Source organism: Balneola sp. (genome assembly GCA_002694685.1).
Classification (GTDB): Bacteria; Bacteroidota; Rhodothermia; order Balneolales; family Balneolaceae; genus Gracilimonas.
Genome location: NZMW01000001.1, coordinates 639,638 through 664,904 on the forward strand (window position 1 = coordinate 639,638; position 25,267 = coordinate 664,904).

Here is a 25,267-nt window from a genome sequence, read left to right on the forward strand (position 1 = left end):
AATGAATGAATCAAAGAATGGTTATGCCGCCTCGAGCAGATATTTACATCTGCTCGTTCTGCATATAGCTAGCATCTTTACTGTCCAGATTTAAGAATAGTTGGGTTTTATTTACCAAAGGGTATTGCAACTCCCAGCCAAGGCACGCCAATAAATCCACCGCCTATGCTTTCTCCAACAACAAATGGCCGGATTAAACCAAAATCTACAGCAAAGTTCTCGGGCGCCCATCGTAAAGATCCTGACAATAAACCTACAGTTTCACCACCAGACGAGACAAAGTAATTTTCGGATATCAAGTAGAGTTTTTTATTAATCCTATACATCCCGTTTAGGTTTATCAGTGGGATATCAGACCAATTTCCATCAGCATAGCCGTAGCCAATTCCTAAAGACACGTTATTGTCCCGGTTTCCGGCTGTAACCACTCCATAAGCCATTCCAAAACCGGAATCATCCTCTCCAACAACCGTCCCAAAAAGCCCCCCGGCCGCAACATGAAGTTTATCACTCGCTATAGGAATTGAAACCTTAGGCATTAACCAAAACGGAGTAGCTCCGGTCCCAAACAAAAATGTCGGAATAACACCTGCTCCCATTGAGAATTTATTCGTTAAACCATAGTTCACGTTATTGAAGAAAACCCAGGTATTCTGATAATAACCTTCCCCTTTTTTCAACCCGATTGCATTCGTACTAAACAAATAGCGGGTGCTATGGGGATTCTCAAACCAGTAATCACCATCTTCCTTCAAATGCTTGGGATCAATGACTTCCATGCTTCTAATTCTATTCCGCTGTATGGTGATTTCCCCAAGATTTTCAGTGTCCAAAACTATTTCCTCAGCGTTTTCAGAAACAATAGTCCCAATAAAAGTATTTCCATCTTTCGTTACGACGCGGTAGGTATTTACTTCTTGCTGTGCAAAGACCGGCTCAGTTATCAAAAGTGCAATCAGTGTGAATAGAAAGCAGCTGATGAGTAAGGTGAATTTTCTCATTATCCCGATTTTATTGATTTAGATATGTGAAAAGCTAAACGCAATTAACTCTCTCTTATTAGGCACACAATAAAAAAAAATTAGCTCTCAACCCACTAATAAGAATTGTTCCCACACTATTTTTTTTGAATGATTGTAACTCCATCCCGTATCGGAAGCATCAACTGTTCAACCCGCTCATCTGAGGCTATTTCTTTATTGAAAGCATCCAATGCTATTGATTTATGGTCCTTAGGCTCCAAGACAAAGCCATCCCACAATACATTATCGACCACTATTAACCCGCCTGTCTTAAGTAATGGCAACACCTTTTCAAAATAAAGTGAGTAGCTAAGCTTGTCTGCATCCATGAATACTAAATCAAACTCTCCATCAAGTTCAGTTACCAAATCCTGGGCGTTACCTTTTAGTAATTTAATTTTCTGATCCTTATCAAAACGCTTGAAATGCTCCTCAGCCAGCTCCTGATACAACAAATTCATTTCCAGAGTAATGACTTCCCCTCCCTCCGGCAAAGCTTCTGCAATCATCAGAGCTGAATACCCCGTAAATGTACCAATCTCCAAAACTCGCTTAGCTCCACTAATACGCACGAGCATTTTTAATAACTGACCTACTAAATTTCCACTCAGCATGTCGATATACTCTAATTCCTCACTAGATGACGTAACAAGAGCTTTTATGCTTTCAGACTCCTGCGTGGTCATCTTACGTGCATATTCTTCTATCTTAGGATCCGTTATTTGAACGATCGATTGGTCTCTGTGCTTCTTCATGATTGAAAGATAAGGCACAACACCCTATTATCACCAAAAAAAGAAAGCATTGAATATCATACCTGCCGACGAATCTCGCTTTTTCATCTGGTTTTTTGACCAATATACCCGCTGGTCGCTAAAGAGACGTTTTAATCAAATATGGGTGAAACAGGGATATCACCCCACTTCGGCTTCCAAGACGGTTTATTTCTTAAACCATAATCTTTGGTGGGATGGCTTGATTCCGCTTTATCTGAATCGCAATTTCTTCAAGCAAAAAGCCCGGGCTTTGATGGAAGATAAACAGATGAGACAGTATACATTCTTCAGTAAAATCGGAGCTTTTTCAATTAACCTTGAAGATCCTAAAGCCTCTATTTCTTCTTTGCGTTATGCGGTTGAGTCTATGGAAAGAGACAACTCATCTTTGTTCATTTACCCGGAAGGATCTATAACTCCACCCTCCGAATCAGCTCCAAATTTCAAAGACGGGCTCGCCTGGATTTACACCAAAACCGAGCAAGTCGACTTTGTACCCATTCATATTTACGCCCACTTCATGAATGGCAGTAAACCGGAGCTATATTTATCAATAGGAGAATCAGTTAATCATGATAAATCACTAAGCAGGAATGAATTAACAAAATTATTTGAAGAAGATATTCAGCAAATTAACACCCAAACAAGAGCTGTAGCTGGAATCTCTGAAGAGGGCTTTGAAGCTCAATTTTAGCCTAAATAATTAAGGTTACCATGTCCACGGGTACATCAGCCTTGATTTTTGCACCCAATGTGGCTGCTCATCCATATACCTGAGTCGCATATGCACCAGAGGCCAGTACACTCTTGAGTATATATTTTCGGGATATATAAACTCTGAAATACCATGTGCTGCATGAACTTGACTGTTGTACTTAATTATTGAATTACCCAAGAAACGCTGATAGAAAGGGCCATCATCTATTTTAGATTTACATTGAATATTTACTGATACTTGTCCTGCTTTTAAATCTATTTTCCGGGCAGAATTCAAGCCAAACCAATTTCTCGTAAAATAGTCGAGATCTGCCTCTTTAAAATGCTCCATCACCTTTTGATTTGCACGGTCTATCATCCATCCCTCAAACTGAGTTTGCTCGTGCTTTTGCATGAGGTAATAGACAAAGGTGAAGTCTTCAAAATGGTACCTTCCCCAATACCAATCCCGGAAACTTTCTTTCATTGGTTCATGCCCGGTATTATGATCATGGTATCCCGAACCTTCAAAACGAAACTCCTCTTCCCCATGGATACCATCCACATCAAAAAAAACAGAAACATCAGTTCGTGGCTGTATCAAATTCCAGATATGCCGGTCTGTACTTTCGGAAGTGATTAGATCCGGCTTTGTTCTGTTCCCCTGCCCTTTGATCTCTCCTTTTATAGAATGACCAGATGCTAACTTCTGATCTAGCTTTATATTGAACTCGAACTCATTCCCTTTACCTGAGTACTGCACAGTATCGTTACCGACCTTCAATTCAGGTTTATTGTTATCCCAGGAAAATTCCCCTTCATCAAATTCCAGAAAGCTGTAGTAGATGGTCTTTCCATTTTTGTAGAGAGAAACGCTTATAGCGGGATATGCGTCCTGTAGGGCTTTTTCTGCCTCTAAGTCGTTAATGTATCTCGTTGAGAATGGATTATGTTCATAGAAGATGATCACATAACCAAAGTTTCCATCAGCACTTAATCCATCAAAGTACCACCACTCATAGCCACCGAACGACTTTTTGAAATCTGGAGTTATGTGCCTTTCATCTGTAGATATATTCATACTCAAATAAACTAATCGTGTTGGTGAACGGCAACGCTCTGTTTACTAACTTTCGTTCATGGAAATCTTTCTTTACATAGCAGCCAGCTACATTGGATTCACTCTTTTTGTATTTACAAGGAATTGGTTTGAGTTTAAATCACTGTCTGATCAACCACATTTTACTTCCGAAAAAGCAACGCCATTGGTCAGTATTTGCATTCCGGCTCGTAACGAGGAGGCTGTCATAGATCAGTGTGTGACTTATGCCCTTAAACAAGATTACCCCAATTTTGAAGTTTTGGTGCTGGATGATAACTCAACAGATGGAACTACAGAAATTCTGGAAGAGCTTTCAGGAATCATCAACAACCTGCACCACCTCAAAGGCAAGCCTAAGCCTGATGAATGGCTTGGAAAGCCATGGGCCTGCCATCAGCTAAGCAAACACGCCAGTGGGGAGTATTTAGTTTTTATTGATGCCGATGTTTGGTTAGAAGAGCATGCGATCAGCAAGGCTATCCATGCCCTACAAAACTCAAATGCCATTACCGTTTGGCCCAAGCAAGCTGTAGAAACCTTTTGGGAAAAGTTGATTATCCCCATGATTTATTATGGACTCTATTCTCTCCTCCCTGCGAAATATGTTGAGCAGAGCCCAAAATGGTTGCCCCAGAATCTTAGAAAAAAGATGGCTCCTCAGTTCGCAGCTGCATGTGGACAGTTTATAGCCTTCACAAAAAACGCTTATGAAACCATTGATGGACATACTTCCGTGAAACAAGAAATTGTGGAAGATGTTGAGCTCTCTAAAACAATAAAGCGGAACGGGCTGTCAATTACCATGTATGATGGAGTCGACACCGTAAACTGCCGGATGTATCAAAATCATTCTGATATTTTCGAGGGACTCCGAAAAAACTTCTTTGTTGGCTTTGGCCGAAATGTACCGCTCTTTCTTTTCATGGCGACTATGCAAGTCATCACATTTATACTTCCGGTCATCTTTCTTTTCATTGGAAATTCATTTGTTCAAACCTTATCTGCTGCTCTCATAGGTGTATTCCTGATACAGCGCTGGCTGATGGATTATAGGTTTGGCTGGAATCCTTTTGTAAGCCTGCTTCAACCTTTAACCATCCTTTGGTATGAAGTATTAGGTATACGTTGTCTATGGGATCATTTCACCGGAAAAAAGGCAACCTGGAAAGGGCGTGAAGTCTGAATAAAATTAATCCCGAATTCGAAAATATTCGTTTTCATTTTTGCTCATTGATAGACATATTTAGGATGTATGAAAGCATTGATCAGCAAATACCTGAAATACCTTAGAGTAGAACGAAATGCTTCAGAACATACTATCATTTCTTATGAAAATGACCTCTCCTCTTTTCTTGATTTCACGGCTAAAGTAAACGAGCAAAAGCCAGAACAGGTTGATATATCTCTTATCACAAGATTAAGTATAAGGCTTTGGCTGGGCGACTTATCCGAACAAGGTCTTGCTAAAACATCTATCGCACGAAAGGTTGCCGCACTGCGTTCTTTCTTTAAGTACTGTTTTAAGCGTGGACATATTGATAAAAATCCGGCTCACCTTTTGGTGGTACCCAAAAAGGAACAGACCTTACCTAAAACGGCCACGGTTGAAGATATCACCAGAATGATGGAAGCCGTGGACACAGAAACGGTTAGAGGATTACAGGATCGAGCCATCCTTGAATTATTTTATGCAACCGGGATGCGTCTCAGCGAACTAACCGGGTTGAACTTGACCGACATCGACCTTAACCAAAATCAGGTTACGGTTCACGGGAAAGGAAATAAACAACGGATTATTCCACTGGGCAAAACAGTGGTAACTATTTTGAAAGAGTTCAGAACAAAAAGAACAGAGTTGTACGGACAACGTACGGACAGTGATGCCAGAAAAGCTTTGTTTATTGCAGCAAGCGGTCAGCGCATGTATGATCGAGCTGTCCGCTATATGGTTGAAGATTATCTAAAAAAAACGAGTGAGGTCACACAAAAAAGTCCTCACGTATTGCGCCATAGTTTTGCGACACATATGTTAGACAATGGTGCAGACATACGAATCATTAAAGAATTTTTGGGCCACGCTAACCTTGCTGCAACGCAAGTGTATACACACACCAGTATGGAAAGACTGAAGAATGTATATGAGCAGGCTCACCCAAGAGCGAAAACGTAAAATAACATTCATTATTAATTAAGGAGTTCAAAATGAAAACCACATTCACAGCACGTCACTTTGAAGCAAGTGCAGACCTACAGCAATACAGTCGCGATAGTGTAGAAAAATTGGAGCAGTTTTATGACCGTATTGTAATGTGCGATATTATTTTACAGCCTACCCCGGCCGATGAAAATCCTCAACAGGCTGAGCTTATTGTAAAAGTACCCAGAAAGATATTAAAAGCTAAAGAATCTGCTACAACTTATGAGCAGGCTTTACATAGCGCCGTAGAAGTTATTAGCCGGCAGTTGAAGAAATACAAAGAGAAAATGCACGCAACCCACTAATCACGCACATGCCTTTTAATCCACAAGACCCAATCCCGCGCAAAGATCATATTTCTGTTTCCTATTTAGTAAGCAGATTGCGTGAACGCGTTCACATCAACATTGATGCATGTGTTTCAGATAACTGCGCTGGCGACCGTTATGTCGTTGAGGCGGATTTACACCGTCCGGGATTGGCCCTTGCGGGTTATATCAACTTATTTACTTATCAACGCATCCAGATTATTGGAAATACAGAAACCCAGTTTTTGGGGAATATGGGTACTGATAAACAACTGGAGTCTTTTCGGAATATCACCCAGTTCGAAATACCGGTGATTTTTTTAACAGATGGAAACCAACTCCCGGAGCACTTGCTAAATGCTGCTAAGGAAGCCGGGATTCCCGTCTATTCCACCCCATATGAAACCACCCGGTTTATGTACCTCCTTCGTGATTTTTTGGAGGATCAGTTTGCCGTTCAAACCATGGTGCATGGTTCAATGATGGATGTCTATGGAATTGGAATTTTGGTTGCTGGAAAATCAGGTATCGGCAAGAGTGAAGTTGCTCTCGACCTTGTTGAACGTGGTCATCGTTTAGTAGCTGATGATGTAGTTATGCTTACCAAAAAGAATAATGTACTGATGTCATCTGCCACCGAAATGAGTAAACACTTCATGGAGATACGCGGCCTTGGCATAGTAGACGTAATGTCTATGTTTGGAATCCGTGCCATTCGCTATCAAAAGAGACTGGAAGTTGTCTTGGAGCTTACGCTTTGGGATGAGACTCGGGAGGTCGAACGCACAGGACTGGATCATGATTCAGTAAATGTGCTTGGCTTAGACATTCCTCTTATCCACTTACCTATTACTCCTGGAAAAAATATTACTGTAATTGCAGAGGTTATTGCCATGAATTATTTATTGAAACATTATGGCTATGATCCCGCAAAAGCATTCCAAGAACGTATTAAATCAAGCATTGGCGAAAAGACAAAAGGAAGGGATATGTCTCCCAAGCGCGCCATCGAATATTTTGAAGGGGACATTGAATAATGTGTAACATTAGAGTTCTGTCTTACTCTTTGAATGTGCTGTTTAGCTCATTATCTTTGACAAGTTTTTGAACAAGGTTAGTATATGTCAATAAAAAATCATTACTACTACGACGAAACAAACTGCGACTTTGTACCCATCGAGTACAATCGCGTTGAGCAAGTTGTTTACAATCTTTCTATATGGATTTTATCCGGTGTCGTTCTTACCGGCATAGGAATTATCCTCCTCTCTACATACATCGGCACTCCTGCAGAACTTGCCCTCCAAGCTGAGAATGAAGCCCTGTACGAACAGCTTGAAAGTACCCGAGGAGCTCTTATCCAGTTAGATGATCAAATCACTGAAATCGCTAAGAAAGACAACGAAGTATATCGCTCCGTACTGGGGATGGAAGAGATTTCTTATGATGAGCGGCAAGCTGGTGTTGGTGGTTCCGACCCTTACGATGAATTTGATGTTTATAACGAGTCCACATCTGAACTATTAAAATGGACCGCCTCTAAAGTTGATAATCTGGAACGACGAATTGGTATCCAGAAATTGAGCTTTGAAGAAATTAAAAGTCAGTACAACGTCAATAAAGAAAAGATGAGCCATATTCCGGCCATCAAACCAACCTCCGGTATTCTACTAAGTGGTTATGGCGTTCGATATCATCCAATCCTTAAATATAATCGCCGGCATAACGGACTTGATTTCCGCGCCGATATTGGTGATCCCGTTTTCACTACAGGTAATGGCACCATTAAATATGCGGGACGGCAAAGCACACTTGGTTTAATCGTTATTGTCGATCATGGCTTTGGATACGAAACTCTATACGCTCATTTGTCTGGTTTACCTAAGGGTATTAGAAAAGGAAGCAAGGTAGAACGGGGACAACAAATTGGAATGGCCGGAGACTCTGGACTTTCCGAAGGTCCTCACCTCCACTACGAAATTCATTTCAAAGGTGAGCCTGTAGATCCTATCTACTACCTCTTTGCTGACACTTCTCCGGAAGAATATGCAATGTTCAAAGAGATTTCAGAAACCAATACAAACTCTTTGGATTAATAAGCTGATCGATTTCTTATAACAAGCTCCTCCATTTTGAGGAGCTTTTTTTGTGGCATCAAAGTTTGCTTTTCCCTTTATTTGGTGCACTTCAAAACCAATCACATCTCATGAAACGCATCTTCACTTTACTGCTATTCTTGTTACTCGCTATTTCTTCTGAAATCACTGCACAATCTGCTCTTACTGTAGAACATCGGCAACATGCTCAGGATCTCATTAATAAGGCTATGGGAAGTGATCTTGCCTGGGAGCGACTAACGTACATGGCCGATACCTTTGGTCCTCGGTTCAGTGGTTCCCAAAATCTGGAAGACGCCATCGACTGGATTGTTGAAACTATGGAAGATGATGGGTTTGATAAAGTTTGGACACAACCAGTAATGGTTCCGCATTGGGTTCGGGGCGAAGAATCAGCAACTTTACTCTCTCCCAGAGAAAAAGATTTACCGATGCTTAGTCTCGGTGGCACGGTGGCTACTCCGAAAGATGGCATTTCAGCGGAAGTGATAGTCGTAAAAAGTTTTGAGGAACTGGAAAAGGTAAAAGACCAGGTGAAAGGTAAAATTGTTCTCTATAACGCTGAATTCACATCGTATGGAAGAACGGTTCAGTATCGCGTAAACGGAGCTATTGAGGCGGCAAGACACGGGGCCGTGGCGAGTATAATTCGTTCAATAGGTCCTTATTCTATGAAGACCCCACATACGGGTACCATGTACTACGATGATGAGGTTCCAAAAATACCTCATGCTGCAATCACCGTTGAAGACGCCATGTTAATTCAGAGGTTGTATGATCGTGGCGAGACGATTGAGATTAACCTGAATATTCAGGCTGAGACACTGCCTGATTTCGAATCCAGAAACGTTATTGCTGAAATTAAAGGCACAGAATATCCGGAAGAGATTATAGTACTTGGCGGACATATTGACTCTTGGGATGTTGGTCAGGGTGTGATGGATGATGGAGGAGGATGTGTAGCCGCCTGGGAAGCAGTACGGTTAATGAATGAGCTTGGCATCAAACCAAAAAGAACCATTCGTGTTGTTTTATGGACCAATGAAGAAAATGGTTTGCGCGGAGCTGAGGAATATCACCGCTGGGTAAAAGAAGAAGAGAAATCTTTAGGAAATCATGTGCTTGCCATGGAATCTGATGCGGGTGTTTTCGACCCTATTGGTTTTGGGTTCTCAGGTAGCGATGAAGCTTATGAAATTCTTTCTGAAATTGGAGAGACTCTCTCTGTTATTGAGTCTGGCGAAGTCTCTAAAGGCGGTGGCGGTGCAGATATTGGTCCACTGATGCGGGATGGTGTTCCGGGTATGGGCTTATCTGTTGATGGTTCTAAATATTTTTGGTACCACCACACCGATGCAGATACTATGGATAAATTAGATAAGGAAGACTTTAACGAGTGCGTGGCTACCATGGCTGTTTTCGCCTACGCCGTAGCTGATATTGAGGAACGGTTACCCAAATAACTGTTTTTCATTTATTCTCTTTAAGAAATGCTTTTTCGAGCTGCTCCCCTGCTTTAATGGACTGTTTTATCCAGAGGTACTTCAGCTTAGCCATTTCAGCTTCTGACAGACGCCAATTCACTTCCGAGTCTCTAAGCCTTCGTGTCAGATTATAAAGGCATATAGCGGCACTGACCGAAATATTGAAACTTTCGCTGAAACCAGCCATGGGGATTTTAACAAATCCATCGGCTAGTTCTTTAGCTCTGTCACTAATTCCGTCCAATTCCGTCCCAAAAACCAGAGCCATTTTATTATCAATAGGCAAATCATTCAGGTTTAAATCATTTTCATGAGGAGAGGTTGCAATGACTTTATATCCCTTTGCCTTTAATGATTTAAAACAGGCTTCAGTGTTGTCCGTATTCGGCTCGTTATATCTAAACTGCGTTAACCACTGATCGGCCCCAATGGTTACCTGATTTGATGCGTCAAATTGATTCTGATTCTCTATGATGTGTACATCCTGAATTCCAAAACCATCACAACTGCGTAGTACCGCACTGGCATTATGTGACTGATAGATATCCTCTACTACTACCGAAATATGGCGTGTTCGCAACTGCACAATCTCCTCGATTTTCTCCCAACGAGACTCTGTCGCAAATTTCCGTAAATGTTCTGTCAGCTTATTTTGAGTTTTTGGATCCATAGATTCTTCAACATAAAAAAAGCCTCGCACATATAATTAATGAACGAGGCTTTACAATTCTTTGTGAAATTATTCGCAGCGGAATACAAATCCTTTTTTACGAATGGTCTCAATGTAATCAACTTCTGTATGCTCTCTGATTTTCTTTCTCAGATAGCTAATGTACACATTGATGTAGTTGGTTTGTGTATCGAAATGAATATCCCACACTTTCTCGGCTAGCTCTTCTTGTGTAATCACCCGGTTTCTATTCTTCAGAAAATAAACCAATAGGTTAAACTCATTATTTGTGAGCTGTACTTTATCACTGTTGATAGAAAATTCACGCTTTAGTAAATCAACTCTGAGCTCTTTACAAATTAACTGCTGCTCCCCACCCGATTCGGTACGGCGTTTGATTGCATCCATACGTGCAATCAATTCCTCAGTATTAAAAGGCTTTGTCAGATAATCATCCGCGCCCACTTTCAGGCATTTAACTTTTACGTCTGTCTCTTGTTCTCCAGAAAGGATTAGCACAGGTGTAGTCACATTAGCACCTCGGATATTCTTACAAACTTCATATCCATCGCCATCAGGAAGGCCAAGGTCTAATATGATCATATCAAAATCACCGCCTATAGCATTAGACTCTCCATTAGTGGCATTGTCAGCAGTAGAAACAGAGTTTCCATTATGCTCAAGCACTGCTTTAACTAAAGTACGAACAGACGGGTCGTCTTCAATTACAAGTATATTCATGTCCTTCGTGGGGTTTTATTGTAGCTTTGTTTTCGGAATCGTAATGATTTATGAACTGCTTTTCAATAGTTGGATTAAAATAACTTAACAAACATTAGAATCAAAGAGCTAACCAAAAGAACTTCATTCAGCATAATCTAATGCCTTCAACCAACCCTTAGAGGCAGATACGAACTTATCTGACAATTCGTGACCGGCATCTAACAACTTAAATTCAGCGTCAAAACCTTCTTTTTTCAAAAGCTCTATACATTCTTCTTGAGGATCAGGAAAAACGCTGGTATCAGTTTTTCCATGCAAGGCTAAAACTTTAATATGATTCGCCTGTTCTCTCTTTCCATCAAAAGCTTCCGTTTTGATTCGTCCTCCCACAACAATCAATTCATTTACGTGCTTCCATCTTGAGAATGCAAAATACCCTCCTAAATAGCCACCCATTGAATAGCCAAACACACAAAGCCTGCTTATATCAATTACATCTACAAGTCCATCAATGATCTCTTGTATAAATTCGGAGGCAACTTCCATCGATTTAATAAACTGCCCCTGATTGCCATCATACAAATACCAGGCCCTTCCCCATTTTGAGACATTGACTTCTCTAGAAGTATCATAAATTGGATATGGCCCCTGAATGAATAAGTGATAAGCATTCAAATCCAACATCTTATCCATTTTCTTTTCCAGATATTCAATGTTTTGATTATATCCATGCAGGTATAAAATAAGTGGCTTCTTCCCTTTTTTACCTGTTTCGATCAATTTATAGGGTACTTCTACTTTAAAAGAAGTTTTACCTGAAATAAGTACTTCGCGCATAGCTGATTTTAATTTTTTAGGATGCTTTAGTGAGTAGATACAAAATTTCTAAAACACTCCTGTAAATTTATCACAATCTAAATTGGGTTTTGAAGGGATTCCTTTTAATTTCGGCAAAATATTTTAATCAATTATCTCAAGATGGCTGTATTACGTAACGACTGGACCAAAGAAGAAATCTCTGACATCTATAACACTCCCCTTATGGAGCTCATATATAGAGCCCAAACTGTTCACAGGGAGCATCATGAAACCGGAGAAGTCCAGGTGTGTACGTTACTCTCTATTAAAACAGGTGGTTGCTCTGAGGATTGCGCCTACTGCCCTCAGTCTGCCCGGTACGACACAGATGTGAACGCCCAAAAGATGATGCCTAAAGAAATGATTCTCGCATCAGCTGAACGAGCTAAAGAAGCGGGAAGCACTCGATTTTGCATGGGAGCAGCCTGGAGAAGCGCTCGTAAAACAAAAGACTTTGATAAGGTATTGGATGTTGTTTCTGATATCGCAGACATGGGTCTTGAAGTTTGCGCCACACTCGGTATGCTTGATGATGACCAAGCTAAAAAACTAAAAGAAGCTGGTCTGTACGCCTACAACCACAACCTTGATAGCAGCGAAGATTTCTACAAAAAGATAATTACCACCCGCTCCTACGACGATCGCCTGGACACTATTAAAAAAGTACAGGATAATGACATCTCGGTTTGCTCGGGTGGAATTATTGGTATGGGTGAAACCCATGAAGACCGAATGGGACTTCTCTACACCCTCTCAAATTTAGACAAGCATCCTGAGTCTGTTCCTGTAAATGCCCTAATCGCTGTGGAAGGAACGCCAATGGAAAATCAACCGAAAGTACCTTCCTGGGAAATGGCTCGAATGATTGCCACCGCCCGAATTCTGATGCCGGAATCTATGGTTCGTCTTTCAGCAGGACGCGTACGAATGAACTTCGAAGAACAAGCGCTTTGCTTTATGGCCGGAGCGAATTCCATCTTCACAGGAGAAAAACTTCTCACTACCGACAACAACGAGCTCGAAGAGGACATGCACATGTTTGAGCTGTTTGGATTGAAGCCCCGCCCAGCTTACAAAAATGCGAAGCCTGAGCATGTGCCAGAGGCAATTGCCTGATTAATGGCAACTTGAGTTATTCTTAATTTAATTCTCTGTTAAAGATTAGGTAATACGTGTTTTCCATATTTTAGTATGAAAACACATTACCTAATACTATTCCTTCTGCTTGCTCTTATCTTCACCACATCTCGTCTATGTGTAGCCCAAGACACAAAAAATGAGGTTGAAGAATCCATCAGCGAGAAAGATATGCCAGCCTTGGCTTTATCCGCTCTAAATGAATTTTGGAATGAGCAAAAAAAAGCAGATTTTTACCGGCAATTAGACGGTAAAAAGATCAGCTATGAAGTAAAGTTTGATTGGGAAGGACACTTGTACAGTTTCCAGTTTGATTCGACCGGTCTGCTCATTGATGCAGAACAACTGATTGAGTTTGATGAACTCCCAGAACCTTTACGGAACACCATCACAGAAGAAATAGAAAAGCAGTACTCGAAGTTTAAATTTACCAGAGTTCAGCGCCAATTTTTGAATCAGCAGAAGAGCAATGATACGATTCTTGGAGCCATAAAAAGTGGTTCAACTGATCGTTTAGCAATTCGCTATGAGATAGAAATTGACGGACAAAATAAAGATGAGCTTGGTTCCTTTGAGTTGCTGTTTGACGTAAACGGTAATTTCATTCAGAAACGTAGAATTGTGAGACGTTCCCTGGATAACATTTGGTAATTTATGTTTTCAACAAAAGTTTGGGCATTCCTCCTTGCAGGAATGTTAGCCCCATTATGTGTTTTTTCTCAGCAAGCAGAACTTATCTGGAATCCCGAACTTTCTTATTCATGGAAAACTTCCGACCGGATGGGGTATAATGCAAAACTCTCGATATTCAATTCTGCCCGGGATTTTGACAATCAGGGTGCTGTTGATTACATCGAACCCCAGTTGTCTTTCTCATACGGGCTTTCTGCAGGCACTAAAATTGGAGGAGGTTACTATTACAGGCTCTCCACTCCCTTTTTAGATGGATATCAATATGAACATCGGTTTTTAGAGCAGATTGGGTTTATCTCTTACTTAGGAGATCGCAGACTTGCACACCGAGTTCGGCTTGAGCAACGGATTCGGTCCAGCTCCTATCAAAACAGACTGCGATACCGGCTAAGCTATGACTTCCCTTTAAACGGCGAGAAACTGGACGCCGGAGAAAAGTACCTGATCCTAAAAGATGAGATGATGACAGCCTTCAATAAAGATGAAGCTGATGCAGAAAACAGATTTTCGATTGGCTTAGGCTGGTACTTCAACTCAAAACAAAAATTTGAAGCAGGTTTCCAATACCGAACTCAGGACATTTTTAGTGATGGCGGAATCGAGCATTTATTTCTGCTTAGCACATCATACTATATAAACCGTTGAGATTGAAAGCTCTCCAAACCTATTCCTGACTTTAACTCCACCCGTTTGGCGTCAGCTTCAGTATATATATAATTGGTGATTTCAGTGAATAAGCTGAATAAATCCCCATTATTAAAAAGACAAAGTGTATGAATGGAAATAAAAGCTCAAAAAATGGAGCTGTATAACCTAGGCTTATACCATTTACTAGTGTCTTGATGAGCCAATAAAGAACTTCAAAAAAGGCAATGGTTACAAAGAAGTGCGTAACTCCAATTACGTACTTATTCTTTCCTTCCAACAGCTTTTCCTTGTTGCTAAGCTGATGATACTGTTGGGCCAAATCTCGCCCAATCTCGTTCTCAAACTCTTTTTGGTCCAGCTCCTTCTCTATCTCATTCTTCCTCTTCATAAAAGTACTCGATCATATTTCCGTCAGGATCAGCAACGAATAAAAATCGCCCTTTCTTACGGTTTGCAGGCCCACTCATGATGGTAACTTCTTTCTCCCTGAAATACTTGGCAAGTTCATCAACCTGCTTGGGCTCATCTACATAAAAACCGAAGTGATCTACTCTAAAATCTCTTGAAGTAGGGTCATAACTGGTTTCGGCTTCAACAATTACCAGCGTATCTTTCTCACCGATTCTATAAACGGCCATACTTTGGCCCATGGTTCTCACCAATTCAAGTCCCAAGATATCTCCATAAAATTCCTTAGAGGCATCAATACGGTTAACTCTAATAGTAATGTGGTTTAACCCTGTTGGTTTAAAATTCATATGCGTTTTTCCAGATGATTCTTCATTTTTTAATTTATGAGACAAACATACAACCCTGCTCTGAAATTCCAAACTCAAAATTCAGTCTCCAATTATTCATCAGACTTTGTAATTTAGATTCATCAAATAATTGTTCAAACAAAAGGAAAGCGTGTCCACACTTTTTATAGTAGCAACTCCCATAGGTAACCTTCAGGATTTATCGCCCAGAGCAGTTGAGGTTTTACAGTCGGTAGATTACATCGCTTGCGAAGACACCCGAACTTCCGGGCACCTCCTCCAAAGGTTTCAGATTGATAAGCCTACCTTCTCTTTTCACCAACACAACGAACACCGAAAAGTTGGGCACCTGATGAATATTCTGGATGCTAATCAGGATGTAGCACTTATCAGTGATGCCGGGATGCCGGGTATTTCTGATCCGGGGTTTTTGGCTGTGCGCGCCGCTCAAAACGGGAACCACACTGTTAGTGTAATACCCGGACCTGACGCCGCTACAACTGCTGTGGTAGCCAGCGGACTCCCTTGTGACCGGTACATCTTTGAAGGCTTTCTTCCCCACAAGAAAGGAAGACAGAAAAGATTGGGGCAACTTTCGGAAGAAGAGCTGACCATCATAATTTATGAAAGTCCAAATAGGCTGCTAAAGTTGTTGGGTGAAATTGAAGAACATTTTGAGCCCGAAAGACTGGCGGCTGTAGCCCGTGAGCTCACTAAGAAGTTTGAAGAAGTAACCAGAGGAACCATAGCCGAACTCAAGGCAGAGTATGAGCAAAGGGATTCCATCAAAGGTGAAATCGTGGTCGTAATTTCAGGAAAAGGATACTCAGAATAATGATGAAGGAATGGCTTGAAAATAAGTGGGTGCTGTCTATCTCAGCGGGAATTTTACTGGGATTGAGCTTCCCTCCCGTCAATCTCTCTTTTTTAACTTTTCCGGCTTTTATCCTGCTGTTTCATCTTTCCCAAAAATGTGACTCTTACAAACAACTGGCCTACTACAGTTATGCCGGATTTGTAGTTTGGAACTTGATTGGCACCTACTGGTTGATGATGGCAAGCCTTGGCGCCGGTATTGCCGCAATTCTCGCGAATAGTGTGTTAATGACGATCCCACTATGCCTTGGCAAGTTCTTTTCCCAGAAGAGTAAATCTCCGCTCTTAATAGCACTGTTACAGGCTTCCGCATGGGTAGGCTATGAGTTTCTCCACCACCAGTGGGATTTATCGTGGACCTGGCTTTCTATCGGTAATGCCTGGTCAAATATGATTGGGGTTATTCAGTACATTTCGTTTACAGGGCATATTGGTATAACCTTTTGGGTAGTCCTCAGTTCTGCGTTTGCTTATCAGGTTCTGAGATATAATCAACCAAAAATACGCTATGTAGCCTTGGCGGTATTTCTCATTTTTCCCGTTTGGTCATTCTTACTTTTTGAAGACGCCAATGATGAAAGTCAATCTAATCTTACCGAAGTTGCCATTATTCAACCTAATCATGATTCTTATGAGTCCTACGGTGGAATGAGCGGGTTACCGGAAGTGATGGATAGCCTTTTCGCGTTAACATCAAGAACCATCACCCCAACAACCGATTTAATTATTTGGCCAGAAAACGCCATCGACGGATATATCTTTTTAGATTCCCCAACTTCAGATAGAATTGCTGATTCTGCTAAGGCCTGGGATATGAATTTCCTGGTTGGAACCGGGCTCTTCAAAACATACCCTAAAGATACTGATGTGCTCTACAGGGGACTTTACCAAGGCGCTCCATTCAACATCTTCAATGCCACCATGTATGTTGATGCTGATGGAAATATCTCAGCTTACGAAAAAGCGAATCTGGTGCCTATAGTTGAACGTGTACCTTTTCTGCCTACACTCACAACCTTAGATGTTTTTGGTTGGGTAAACTGGGGTGAAATTGCGGGTTTCGGAAAAGGAAACTCCGTAGATATGATTGACACCGAGAGCTTCAGAACTGGCGGCCTTGTTTGCTATGATTCCGTGTACCCCTCCTGGATTCGTGAGTTTGTACAACAGGATGCCACATTCTTAACGATTATTACTAACGACGGCTGGTGGGGCAACACAAGCGGACATTATCAACACTTTTCCTATGCTCGGCTCCGTGCTATTGAGTTTGACCGCTGGGTTGCACGAAGCGCCAATAATGGAATTTCAGGGATTATTGCTCCTAATGGCACTATCAAACATAAAACCGATTACTGGGTACGTACCGGATTTACCGGAACCATTCAAAACCTGCATACCCAGACTTTTTATACACGATTTGGGAATTGGCTTCCCCTTCTTTGCCTCTCAATTACAGTTATTGGGTTTGGCTTCTTCCGATTCCGCAAACAAGAAAATTAAGTAAGCACTTGAGTTCGATTTAAAAACAGTTGCTGTCATCACTCAGCCATAAATGGCACACAAGTAGGTTTTTTTTATTCGAAGGGAGTCAAACTTCTAGGTCGTCATGCTGAACCATGTGCTGAACGTAGATTCAGTATTGATTCAGCCTCTGAAAAGGACGAGGTGTTAGTAAAGAAGCTTACCGGGATCAAAGAATCACTCTTCTCAGACCCTGAATCAAGTTCAGGGTGACCACTTACTTGCCGATACACATAGTAGAGGAACTCTCAATTTGTATAATCGAACTCAGGTTTAGTAAGCAGCTCTATCTCTTTTAAGTGATTACTGATTTTATCTTGACTGAATAGCAATCTTAAAGTTGAACCTAATTTCGTGGTTGGTACGTGGTGGGAAGGCAGATGACTTAGGTGTTACTTTAGTCAATGTATATTCAAAGTTTGAGGTTACCGTTTGTGAGAACCGGTACCCAAATACCAAAGAGCCATTAATTCTATTCTGCCCGGTAACAAAGGGATCAGTAAAATCATATTGATTGACTTCCGGAATAAGATCTGTATCACTTAAAACCTCATCCACATCCTGATTCAGATAAAATTTCTTCTCAGTATCGTCGGCAAAACCACCGTTTATAGCTACGGTAATATTGTTTTTAATTTTCGGGAAAATAGGAATTCTGACATTCTTGAAAGTATAATTAACAGTTGCTGACAGACCTTTTGACCCTCTTTCCGTTACCGTTCTACTGGAAAGAGCTAAACTGGTAGTATTGCTTTTATCAAAGCTGACTTGTGTTCTTAGGTCAGATTCCCAGGTAACATTAAGCTGAATGAGTGGTGAAAAGCGACGCTCTACGTTTATTGAATTTGGTTCATATAAGTCCTTTTGATCTATAACGCTAAACGCCCCTAGTCCCTGTGGGTCCTGAATTCCCGTAAGCGTGTTCAGGCTCCATCCCAGTCTATAGCTTCCTGTATAGCCGTGAGTCAGTGTAGCTGCCCGCATAGCCCCGCCGATAAAAGGAATCAAGTCCTGCACGCCAGACCACGTAACTCGCCAGTTGGGCTTAGGAATAGGCGTATACCCCTTCTGCCCTATAGCGCCGGTTCCAGATCCTAAATAAGCTCTCCTAAAATCTTCTTCAAGAGTATTTCGGTTCAGTACAATTCTACCGTCGCCGTTACCTCCTGCTTCAACTTCATCACTAATTACACCGTCCTCTGCATTCAAATCATCAAAGGCTGTTTGAAGCTGTCGTTCATATAAATCGCGATATCCTTTACCGAAAGACCATACCGAAGAACTGATATTTCCGCTTGATGAAATAGTTGAGTTAAATTCACCACCGGGAGTCAAGGCAATGGTGTTGGTTTCGCGCTCGTCCCATTTTGTATTCCAGCTTAAATCAACCGTGAAGTTTTCAAACAGGTTGAGCTTGGTAGCCATCGTGATGTTGTCAGAATACGTGTTATTCTTGGGTAATGTGATTGCACTTCCCGAGGGACTTTGCTGGATTAATTGCGAACGAGGCAGTTCCTCATCAATACCGAGTCTGTACCCTAAAGGTGGCGAGTAATTGCCGTCAGCCTCACCAGCTAAGGAATAAAATATCTGTGAATCTCCGCTGTATCCGGCCTGCGATGATGTTTTATTTTGATTGTAGGTGATATCAACACTTTCCATACTGAAAATGGCCAGAATAGCCTTCCTTCCAAGATACCTAACGTCTTTAGCCAGATCGGGGCTTGGTGCAGCTTCTTCCCCGTCACTGTTTGAAGGGCTGGACTGGTTCCTTGCTTTAGTTTCTTTGGTATTCTCCTCTTCTAATCTCTGAAAGAATCCAATCTTGTCAATCAAACTTCCAATGCCAAGTTTTACGGTATGGTCTAACCGGAACCTGTTGGATACACCTGCTCCTAATCCGGAACCGCTCGGACTGTTTGTCCAGCCAAATCCCCCTGCATAGGAAGCCGAATAAGTAAACCATTCCATACCTTTGAGCTTATTAAACTGAGGTCGCCAGCTCGCCGTATAGGTTTCGTCGTAATTGGATCGTCTTCCCGAAAGCGTATCTGTTATAATTCCATTTAATACTTCAAATGTTGGGGTGAGCGTGTAGGTACTACTATCGGCATCAAGCCCGGTCTTATTGATGTTTTCTCGTCCCGCAGTGGATAAATCATAGCTGGTGTTAGTACGGAATGAGATAGGAATAGATGGCGTCAGATTATAGTTAAAACCAAACCCGGATCGCTGATTAAACGTCTGACTTTGCTGCAAAGGTTGAATTTCTTCAAATCCATCATCGTCCAACTCTGCACGTCGGCGAGTCTCTTTATAAGAACGGTTCAGGTTTGCCGATGCGTTTATTGAAGTCGGCATATAGCCCAGACGTAGGTTAGACAGTACCCCAACCACCGGCACTTCTTCTGTGAATCCAAATGGTTGCCATAGCTTCACGTTATTAAACGCCAGATTATATTGAATGGATGAACTATAGTTCCAATCATCCTGAAACTGGATTTCCGGGTTCTTGGAATGCCCCTCGTTATAGACATAACTCAGCCGGGTTTTATCAATGGTATATCGGGCTAATTTACTTTCAGAATTCTGCTTGGATATATTTGAAACGTTAACGGAGAAATTATCACTTACCGTCTCTATTTCATTTAGGCGCTGATTTATCTGTGCTTGTTTTTCCGATTCCGTCAGCTCATCATTACTGTTTGTGGCGTCAATAAAGTCATCGGTTCTAATATCCCCTTGATTGGGTAAAAATTTAGGGGTTGAAATATTCTTACGCGTGGTAACCGTTACAGGGAAGTTCCAGCCATATCGGTCAGGAATCAGCTTGTGCAGGTTAACCGTTGAGCTTAAGTCATATCCAATCTGGTCAGATACACTTCGTGAACCTAACCGTGATTCTAAGCCACCAAAGCCCGTTGTGGTTCTTGAGAAGTTTGAATTGAAGGTGGCAAAATCAGCAAACTTAAAATTAGCATTTGCATTCGCTTTCCAGCCTTTCTCATTATCAAAACCGGACACTCGTAACTCATTCAACCAGAATTCCGCATTTAAACTTGGTGAACCTGGGGAATTTATATCCGATGGATCATGAGGGTTATAAATTCCCATTCCAATTTCAGAAACCCGGCCTAATGATGGATTCCCTTTGATACTCACTACTGCCCCTTCAGCTATTTCTTCACCATCTACGGAAAGGGTTGAAAGCTGCTGCTCAAACCGCTGTGTTAAATCACTTACACCCTGCTGATCCCTTATTTGTTTAAGCTGATTAAAAGCAGATAGAACCATATTCATACTGTTCTGATCATATAGCCACACTTCCTCGGCATCAATTTCCAATTCTCCCCCGCCTTCAGTGCTGTATGCAGAGAATGGGAATTCAGGATCTGAGGGGGAAACCGGCTGGCGATACTCGTAATAATTCGCGTTCAGATCAGTACCCATACGAACTACTAACTCGGCACTGGCCCGACCGTTATTTGTTTTGGTTTGATCGTAATAACCTTCACCATGCACAAACATACGCATGTTGGAGTAGTTTAGAAGATTTAGTCCGCCCGGGTACACCTTCTTCACCATCTGAATTTCTCCGGGACCTAAGTTCTCAACCCCTAATACAATGGACTGCTCATTAGCTAAAGATTGAACCTGAACCCCTCTGTTTAAGGCACGAATGGAACCGTCAGGCTGGCGATAAGGAACAGGTTCACGGTTGGCATTTTCCTCAATATTGATGGTTGATACTTTAAACTCTCCGGTGAAATTCTCGTTCTCCTCAATATTCTCCACCTTACGCCACTGGCTACCAATAAATTCAAAAGTAGCAAAACGCATAGTGAATGGTTTCTCGTAACCCGACATCCACATTCGGATATGACTGATGTTTTGGAAGCCATCAATATCTCCCACTTTCCGTTTAAAGTCGTTGAGCGGTATTCTAACTAAGTGCCATCGGTTCGATTGACGATCACTCGGAACCTTATCTACAATATAAGTTCTGTTATCAGGGTCGGGATTGGTTTCAATTTCGAGAGAGTTGAAATCGGCCGGATTTAGATTGATCTCGTACTGGTAGTAATTATTATTGGTCTCGATGTTAGCACGGCTTATTAAGCCTTCGGTATCAGGACGTGTTGTGATAGCCCTTACCGACTCATCTCCACCCGCGGTTGGTGTATTCCCTTCGTGGTATCCCATTACCCGATAGAAACGTTCCTGGATAGGTAAATCCTGGACGCTGTTTTCCCTGTAGTACACATAATCATCGTTAGAAGGGTCAGCTAAAATAGACTGAAATTCATCACTTTCTTCTCCGTATGACTGCCGCATAGAATCGAGGAACGTACTAAACAAAGCGGTCTCTACTTTTTGCTCATCAAATCCATTGTTACTTGGCACTCCATCAAATCCAACATCCTCCAGCTCTCGGTCATCATTTGAAAATTGACCCTGAGGCGCGGTCGGATTCGCAGGAACGTAAGACCTTGGATTCTCCTGAAATGTATCAAACTCCAGATTTTCGAGGTTCGTGGCTAACCCATCTTCCGTATTCAGATCAAAGTTTGGAACTACATCTTCGGTAATGGTTCCAATATCGATGTAGATTTTCCCGTCATAGGCAGCAATATCCTCAGCTGTAGGCTCCGCTTCACCCGGAAGAATAGGCTGCACCCAAAATTCAATGAACTCAATATTGTTCTGGGTTAAATCTTCCTGTCCCGATGGCAAGGCCGCTGTCATTCCACCCCATTGATTCTCAGGCTCGTTCTCAAGCTTGTTCCTGAGATCAAAGTTGTAGTTATAAGGGCCTCGGTTAGATGGATTATAGTAAATGTCCAGCGGCGTAAGTACCTGATCCTGTGCATTATTCGTTTCACGCCCCGGGAAAACTTCTTCAGTGAGAACAATCTCGGCTTCAGGTTCCCTGCGGCTCGAACCGGCTAGAATACTCTCCGCATTTCTAGGAATACTGTACCATGAGAACTGCCCTCTTAAGTCAGAGCGGTCAATCTTAGATTCAAGGGAGCTATTCAATGACATATCTGAATCTTGAAAGAAACCCTGATCCGGCCCATATCCCGGGATAGCGGCCGGAGCAGCAGCTAAATTCCATCGCGTTGGACTGGTAAAAGAAATGCTAAGCTCAGTTCCCTCAAAATCATCGATGAACGACAGACCGTTTTCTTCATCATTAAAAAGCTCTCCCTTATCAATAGCATCACGAACAGCATTGGTTTGAGAAACACCCGGTCTTAACTGAGCAAATTCCCCACTCACACTAATACTGGAAGTTTCCTTTGTTTGGAGAAGTGGAATCTTATCAATAAACCGGGTTATCCAGGGCGTATCAAAACTTGCATTAGCATCCAAACCCAACACCGTGTTACTAATGGATTCATTACCTATACGGATTTTGTCAGAAAGGGGCTGTTCATTTAACCTAAAGTAGGTTCCTCCAATGTTGATATCGTCACTCACCTCATATTCTGCACGGAGTCCCGTAAAGTTCTTCTGCCCAATGGCATTCAACTGGTTCTTTTCAAATTCGATACGAATATCTTGTCCTGAAGCAAGGTATTGTTCACTCAATATTGTGATGCTTCCAAACGAGTAATCAACTTCGTAATCTACCCCTTCTGTTAATTGTGTTCCTCCAGCAAATACTTTCACCGACCCTTCTACAATACCAAATCCAAGTGTATAGTTTCCAGATGTACCACCTGTAGAACTACCTTCAATTCTATATAGGGTATTTTTAGAAGTACTTTGATCAGCTGTGTTTTGCTTTTCATTATAAAGCTCCGTGAAGGAAAGAGCTTGAATAGTAGAATCTGAAGCGGATGTTTGCTCCAGTAACTCAGTTATTCTGTTGCCAAAAGGCTCTAAATATGGAAATAAAATGGTCCCGTTTCTCGCATCCAAGGCTATACCGGAAAAGTCAACCAGGTTATCCGGTGTAATAGCACCTTCGGTATTTGTTCTATCCAGTCCCAAATCTTGCAAAAGCGGAGTATTTCTTCCAGGAAGGTTTGTATCATCGACGTTGCCACTGGTGAATTTGACGTCAAGTTGTAGCCCTTCTTGTGTTAAGTTGGAAACTCCCAGCGAGTAAATATTTCTCATGGTTAGCGGCCATGATTTCAAGTCTGGAGTTGGGTTATTTGTACGGACGAGTTTGAAATAACTGAGACCAGAAGACTGCGGAGCTATGTCTCCTACCTCAATGGGTGTGTTTCCTTCTCCCTGAACAGGTTGGCGTATAAAAGAGACAGCTAAGTAAGCTCCCGCACTAAGAGTTCGATTCAAGCTTATGTAGCCAAGCGCTTTATTGATCGAATAATCTGCTCCTTCCGTTAAAGGCCTAAAGTATCCGTTATAGAAGTCATTACCAGCTACATCGAAATTCCCGGCTGAAGCACTTACATTACTTCTGTTTTGTGAAAGGGAATCTTCTGAAATAATATCAAAATCAGGATTTGGAAGGCCATACTGACCGCCATTTTGTACAACTCCTAAATCAACAAAAGCGGCAGCACGTACAGCTTCAGGATCTGTAGTATTAATCTGAGGTTCTGAAATCCAAACCCTCAAATCTGATATTTGATAAGCCTGAGTTAGCTGCTGGGGGTTAGAGACATTCTGCTCAAACGTCTGCCGGTTGTAAAAGTCGATGAAAAAGTGACGGTTATTCTGATATTCAACCGGCCGGATTGCAAACTGTGTTTCTTGTGACCCGCCGGTTATAGTCTGAGTATCACTTTCCCCTTTTTGTTGAGAGACAACTGATGTTAGCCTAAGTGAGCCTAGCTCGGCCACCGATTTAATTCCGAAGAGAGAAGCACCACCACGTATCAGAGAGTTACCGGTTTCCATGGATACATTACCCATTTCTATCCGCTTGATGATTTCATCCTCATATCCTTCATAAACAATACTCAACCGGTTTTGAAAATCAAATGCACGCTCGGTATCCCAGTCTGTGGCTATAGTAAGTTTATCGCCAATAGTACCCTGAATATTTAACTGGAGGTTTTGGTTGAAGGTGGGATCGACACGTCTTTGCAGATCAGGCTCAATAGTCGGGTCATCAATGTTTTGAATTGAAACACCTACGTTCATATTTGCCGATCCATTAACACGCAGATTTACTTCCGGCTTTCCAAAAATTGTTGTAAATACGGAAGACTGCCCGCCCGGAATCTGCAGACTAAAATCGAGTAACCCTTTCCCCTGCTGATCTTGCTCCTTATAATCGTTGATAAGGGTTTTTCTTATCTGAAGCTCTTGCTGTCGTTTTTTCTCAAGAACAAACTGGTCAAAATTGAAAACCTGTGGAATATCAATTTCAATGCCATCAATTTTATGGCTTATGGTATAGTTGTCAGTAGAATCCCAGGTGGTCTCATATTGTTCTTTAGAGAGATTTATATAGTATAATTTCCCAGGTGATACCGTTCGGGATAAGCTTACCGGTCCCTTAGGTGGGCGGTAGATGAACTTCACCCCTTCAAGGGTACTATCAGCCTCGCTAACTGTTTTTGTGGTATCGCTGGTGTCTTGTGCAGACACACCCATCAACAGTAACCCATTCATTAAACATGCGAATGGCAGGTAATAAACTAATTTAAAAAAAGAATGCACCGGCTTTATTTACTGACTCGGTTATTACTTA

General features: G+C 41.7%; 21 protein-coding genes. 12 read left to right on the top strand and 9 right to left on the bottom strand.

Features of this window, described 5'->3' with window-relative positions:
• Window positions 1-107: 107 nt before the first annotated feature.
• Together CL667_02780 and CL667_02785 are read right to left on the bottom strand one after the other, a co-directional pair.
• Complete coding sequence (locus CL667_02780; GenBank protein MAL16612.1) at window positions 108-779, bottom strand: hypothetical protein; 672 nt, start codon at window positions 777-779, stop codon at window positions 108-110.
• Window positions 780-1,117: 338 nt separating this feature from the next.
• On the bottom strand, window positions 1,118-1,777 hold the full coding sequence (locus tag CL667_02785) for a hypothetical protein (protein MAL16613.1): 660 nt from the start codon (window positions 1,775-1,777) through the stop codon (window positions 1,118-1,120).
• Window positions 1,778-1,826: 49 nt separating this feature from the next.
• Here CL667_02785 and CL667_02790 point away from each other — a divergent pair, with 49 nt between their 5' ends.
• Complete coding sequence (locus tag CL667_02790; GenBank protein ID MAL16614.1) at window positions 1,827-2,492, top strand: hypothetical protein; 666 nt, start codon at window positions 1,827-1,829, stop codon at window positions 2,490-2,492.
• A gap of 15 nt (window positions 2,493-2,507) precedes the next feature.
• Here the strand turns inward: CL667_02790 and CL667_02795 are convergent, their stop codons facing one another.
• Window positions 2,508-3,575: a hypothetical protein gene (locus CL667_02795; GenBank protein MAL16615.1), complete on the bottom strand. Its 1,068-nt coding sequence runs from the start codon at window positions 3,573-3,575 to the stop codon at window positions 2,508-2,510.
• Between the two features lie 58 nt (window positions 3,576-3,633).
• Between CL667_02795 and CL667_02800 the strand changes: the two genes are divergently transcribed.
• From CL667_02800 to CL667_02825, 6 genes are all read left to right on the top strand, one after another.
• Complete coding sequence (locus CL667_02800) at window positions 3,634-4,779, top strand: hypothetical protein (protein ID MAL16616.1); 1,146 nt, start codon at window positions 3,634-3,636, stop codon at window positions 4,777-4,779.
• Between the two features lie 69 nt (window positions 4,780-4,848).
• A complete protein-coding gene (locus CL667_02805) occupies window positions 4,849-5,766 on the top strand; it encodes a tyrosine recombinase XerC (GenBank protein MAL16617.1) in 918 nt (305 codons plus the stop codon).
• Window positions 5,767-5,798: 32 nt separating this feature from the next.
• The gene (gene raiA / locus CL667_02810) at window positions 5,799-6,098 is read left to right on the top strand and encodes a ribosomal subunit interface protein (GenBank protein ID MAL16618.1); all 300 of its coding nucleotides are present in this window, start codon (window positions 5,799-5,801) and stop codon (window positions 6,096-6,098) included.
• 8 nt (window positions 6,099-6,106) lie between these two features.
• Window positions 6,107-7,138 carry an HPr kinase/phosphorylase gene (locus tag CL667_02815; GenBank protein ID MAL16619.1) on the top strand — a complete coding sequence of 344 codons (1,032 nt, stop codon included), beginning with the start codon at window positions 6,107-6,109 and terminating at the stop codon, window positions 7,136-7,138.
• An 84-nt stretch (window positions 7,139-7,222) separates the two neighbouring features.
• On the top strand, window positions 7,223-8,197 hold the full coding sequence (locus tag CL667_02820) for a hypothetical protein (protein MAL16620.1): 975 nt from the start codon (window positions 7,223-7,225) through the stop codon (window positions 8,195-8,197).
• A 110-nt stretch (window positions 8,198-8,307) separates the two neighbouring features.
• Window positions 8,308-9,681 carry a carboxypeptidase gene (locus tag CL667_02825; GenBank protein ID MAL16621.1) on the top strand — a complete coding sequence of 458 codons (1,374 nt, stop codon included), beginning with the start codon at window positions 8,308-8,310 and terminating at the stop codon, window positions 9,679-9,681.
• A 7-nt stretch (window positions 9,682-9,688) separates the two neighbouring features.
• Here CL667_02825 and CL667_02830 read toward each other — a convergent pair whose 3' ends face one another.
• From CL667_02830 to CL667_02840, 3 genes are all read right to left on the bottom strand, one after another.
• Window positions 9,689-10,372, bottom strand: coding sequence for an rRNA methyltransferase (locus tag CL667_02830; protein ID MAL16622.1), 684 nt, complete (start codon window positions 10,370-10,372; stop codon window positions 9,689-9,691).
• Between the two features lie 69 nt (window positions 10,373-10,441).
• Entirely contained in the window at window positions 10,442-11,113 is a 672-nt protein-coding gene (locus CL667_02835) for a DNA-binding response regulator (protein ID MAL16623.1), read from the bottom strand.
• A 123-nt stretch (window positions 11,114-11,236) separates the two neighbouring features.
• Window positions 11,237-11,932, bottom strand: a complete 696-nt coding sequence (locus CL667_02840) for a hypothetical protein (GenBank protein MAL16624.1) — start codon at window positions 11,930-11,932, stop codon at window positions 11,237-11,239.
• 141 nt (window positions 11,933-12,073) lie between these two features.
• On the opposite strand from CL667_02840, the gene bioB reads away from it, so the two are divergent.
• The 3 genes from bioB (at window position 12,074) to CL667_02855 (ending at window position 14,428) form a co-directional block, all read left to right on the top strand.
• Window positions 12,074-13,069, top strand: coding sequence for a biotin synthase BioB (bioB, locus tag CL667_02845; protein ID MAL16625.1), 996 nt, complete (start codon window positions 12,074-12,076; stop codon window positions 13,067-13,069).
• A gap of 75 nt (window positions 13,070-13,144) precedes the next feature.
• Window positions 13,145-13,741, top strand: coding sequence for a hypothetical protein (locus CL667_02850; protein MAL16626.1), 597 nt, complete (start codon window positions 13,145-13,147; stop codon window positions 13,739-13,741).
• Window positions 13,742-13,744: 3 nt separating this feature from the next.
• Window positions 13,745-14,428 carry a hypothetical protein gene (locus CL667_02855; protein ID MAL16627.1) on the top strand — a complete coding sequence of 228 codons (684 nt, stop codon included), beginning with the start codon at window positions 13,745-13,747 and terminating at the stop codon, window positions 14,426-14,428.
• Window positions 14,429-14,459: 31 nt separating this feature from the next.
• Here CL667_02855 and CL667_02860 read toward each other — a convergent pair whose 3' ends face one another.
• Both CL667_02860 and CL667_02865 read right to left on the bottom strand, forming a co-directional pair.
• Window positions 14,460-14,819, bottom strand: a complete 360-nt coding sequence (locus CL667_02860; GenBank protein ID MAL16628.1) for a hypothetical protein — start codon at window positions 14,817-14,819, stop codon at window positions 14,460-14,462.
• Window positions 14,803-15,189 (bottom strand): glyoxalase/bleomycin resistance/dioxygenase family protein, encoded by a 387-nt coding sequence (locus tag CL667_02865; GenBank protein MAL16629.1) that lies wholly within the window; start codon window positions 15,187-15,189, stop codon window positions 14,803-14,805. The genes CL667_02860 and CL667_02865 overlap by 17 nt, the downstream gene beginning before the upstream one ends.
• A gap of 151 nt (window positions 15,190-15,340) precedes the next feature.
• Here CL667_02865 and rsmI point away from each other — a divergent pair, with 151 nt between their 5' ends.
• Together rsmI and lnt are read left to right on the top strand one after the other, a co-directional pair.
• Window positions 15,341-16,024 carry a 16S rRNA (cytidine(1402)-2'-O)-methyltransferase gene (gene rsmI, locus CL667_02870; GenBank protein MAL16630.1) on the top strand — a complete coding sequence of 228 codons (684 nt, stop codon included), beginning with the start codon at window positions 15,341-15,343 and terminating at the stop codon, window positions 16,022-16,024.
• 2 nt (window positions 16,025-16,026) lie between these two features.
• Window positions 16,027-17,568: an apolipoprotein N-acyltransferase gene (lnt, locus tag CL667_02875; GenBank protein ID MAL16631.1), complete on the top strand. Its 1,542-nt coding sequence runs from the start codon at window positions 16,027-16,029 to the stop codon at window positions 17,566-17,568.
• A 333-nt stretch (window positions 17,569-17,901) separates the two neighbouring features.
• Here lnt and sprA read toward each other — a convergent pair whose 3' ends face one another.
• On the bottom strand, window positions 17,902-25,188 hold the full coding sequence (gene sprA, locus CL667_02880; protein ID MAL16632.1) for a cell surface protein SprA: 7,287 nt from the start codon (window positions 25,186-25,188) through the stop codon (window positions 17,902-17,904).
• Between the last annotated feature and the right edge of the window lie 79 nt (window positions 25,189-25,267).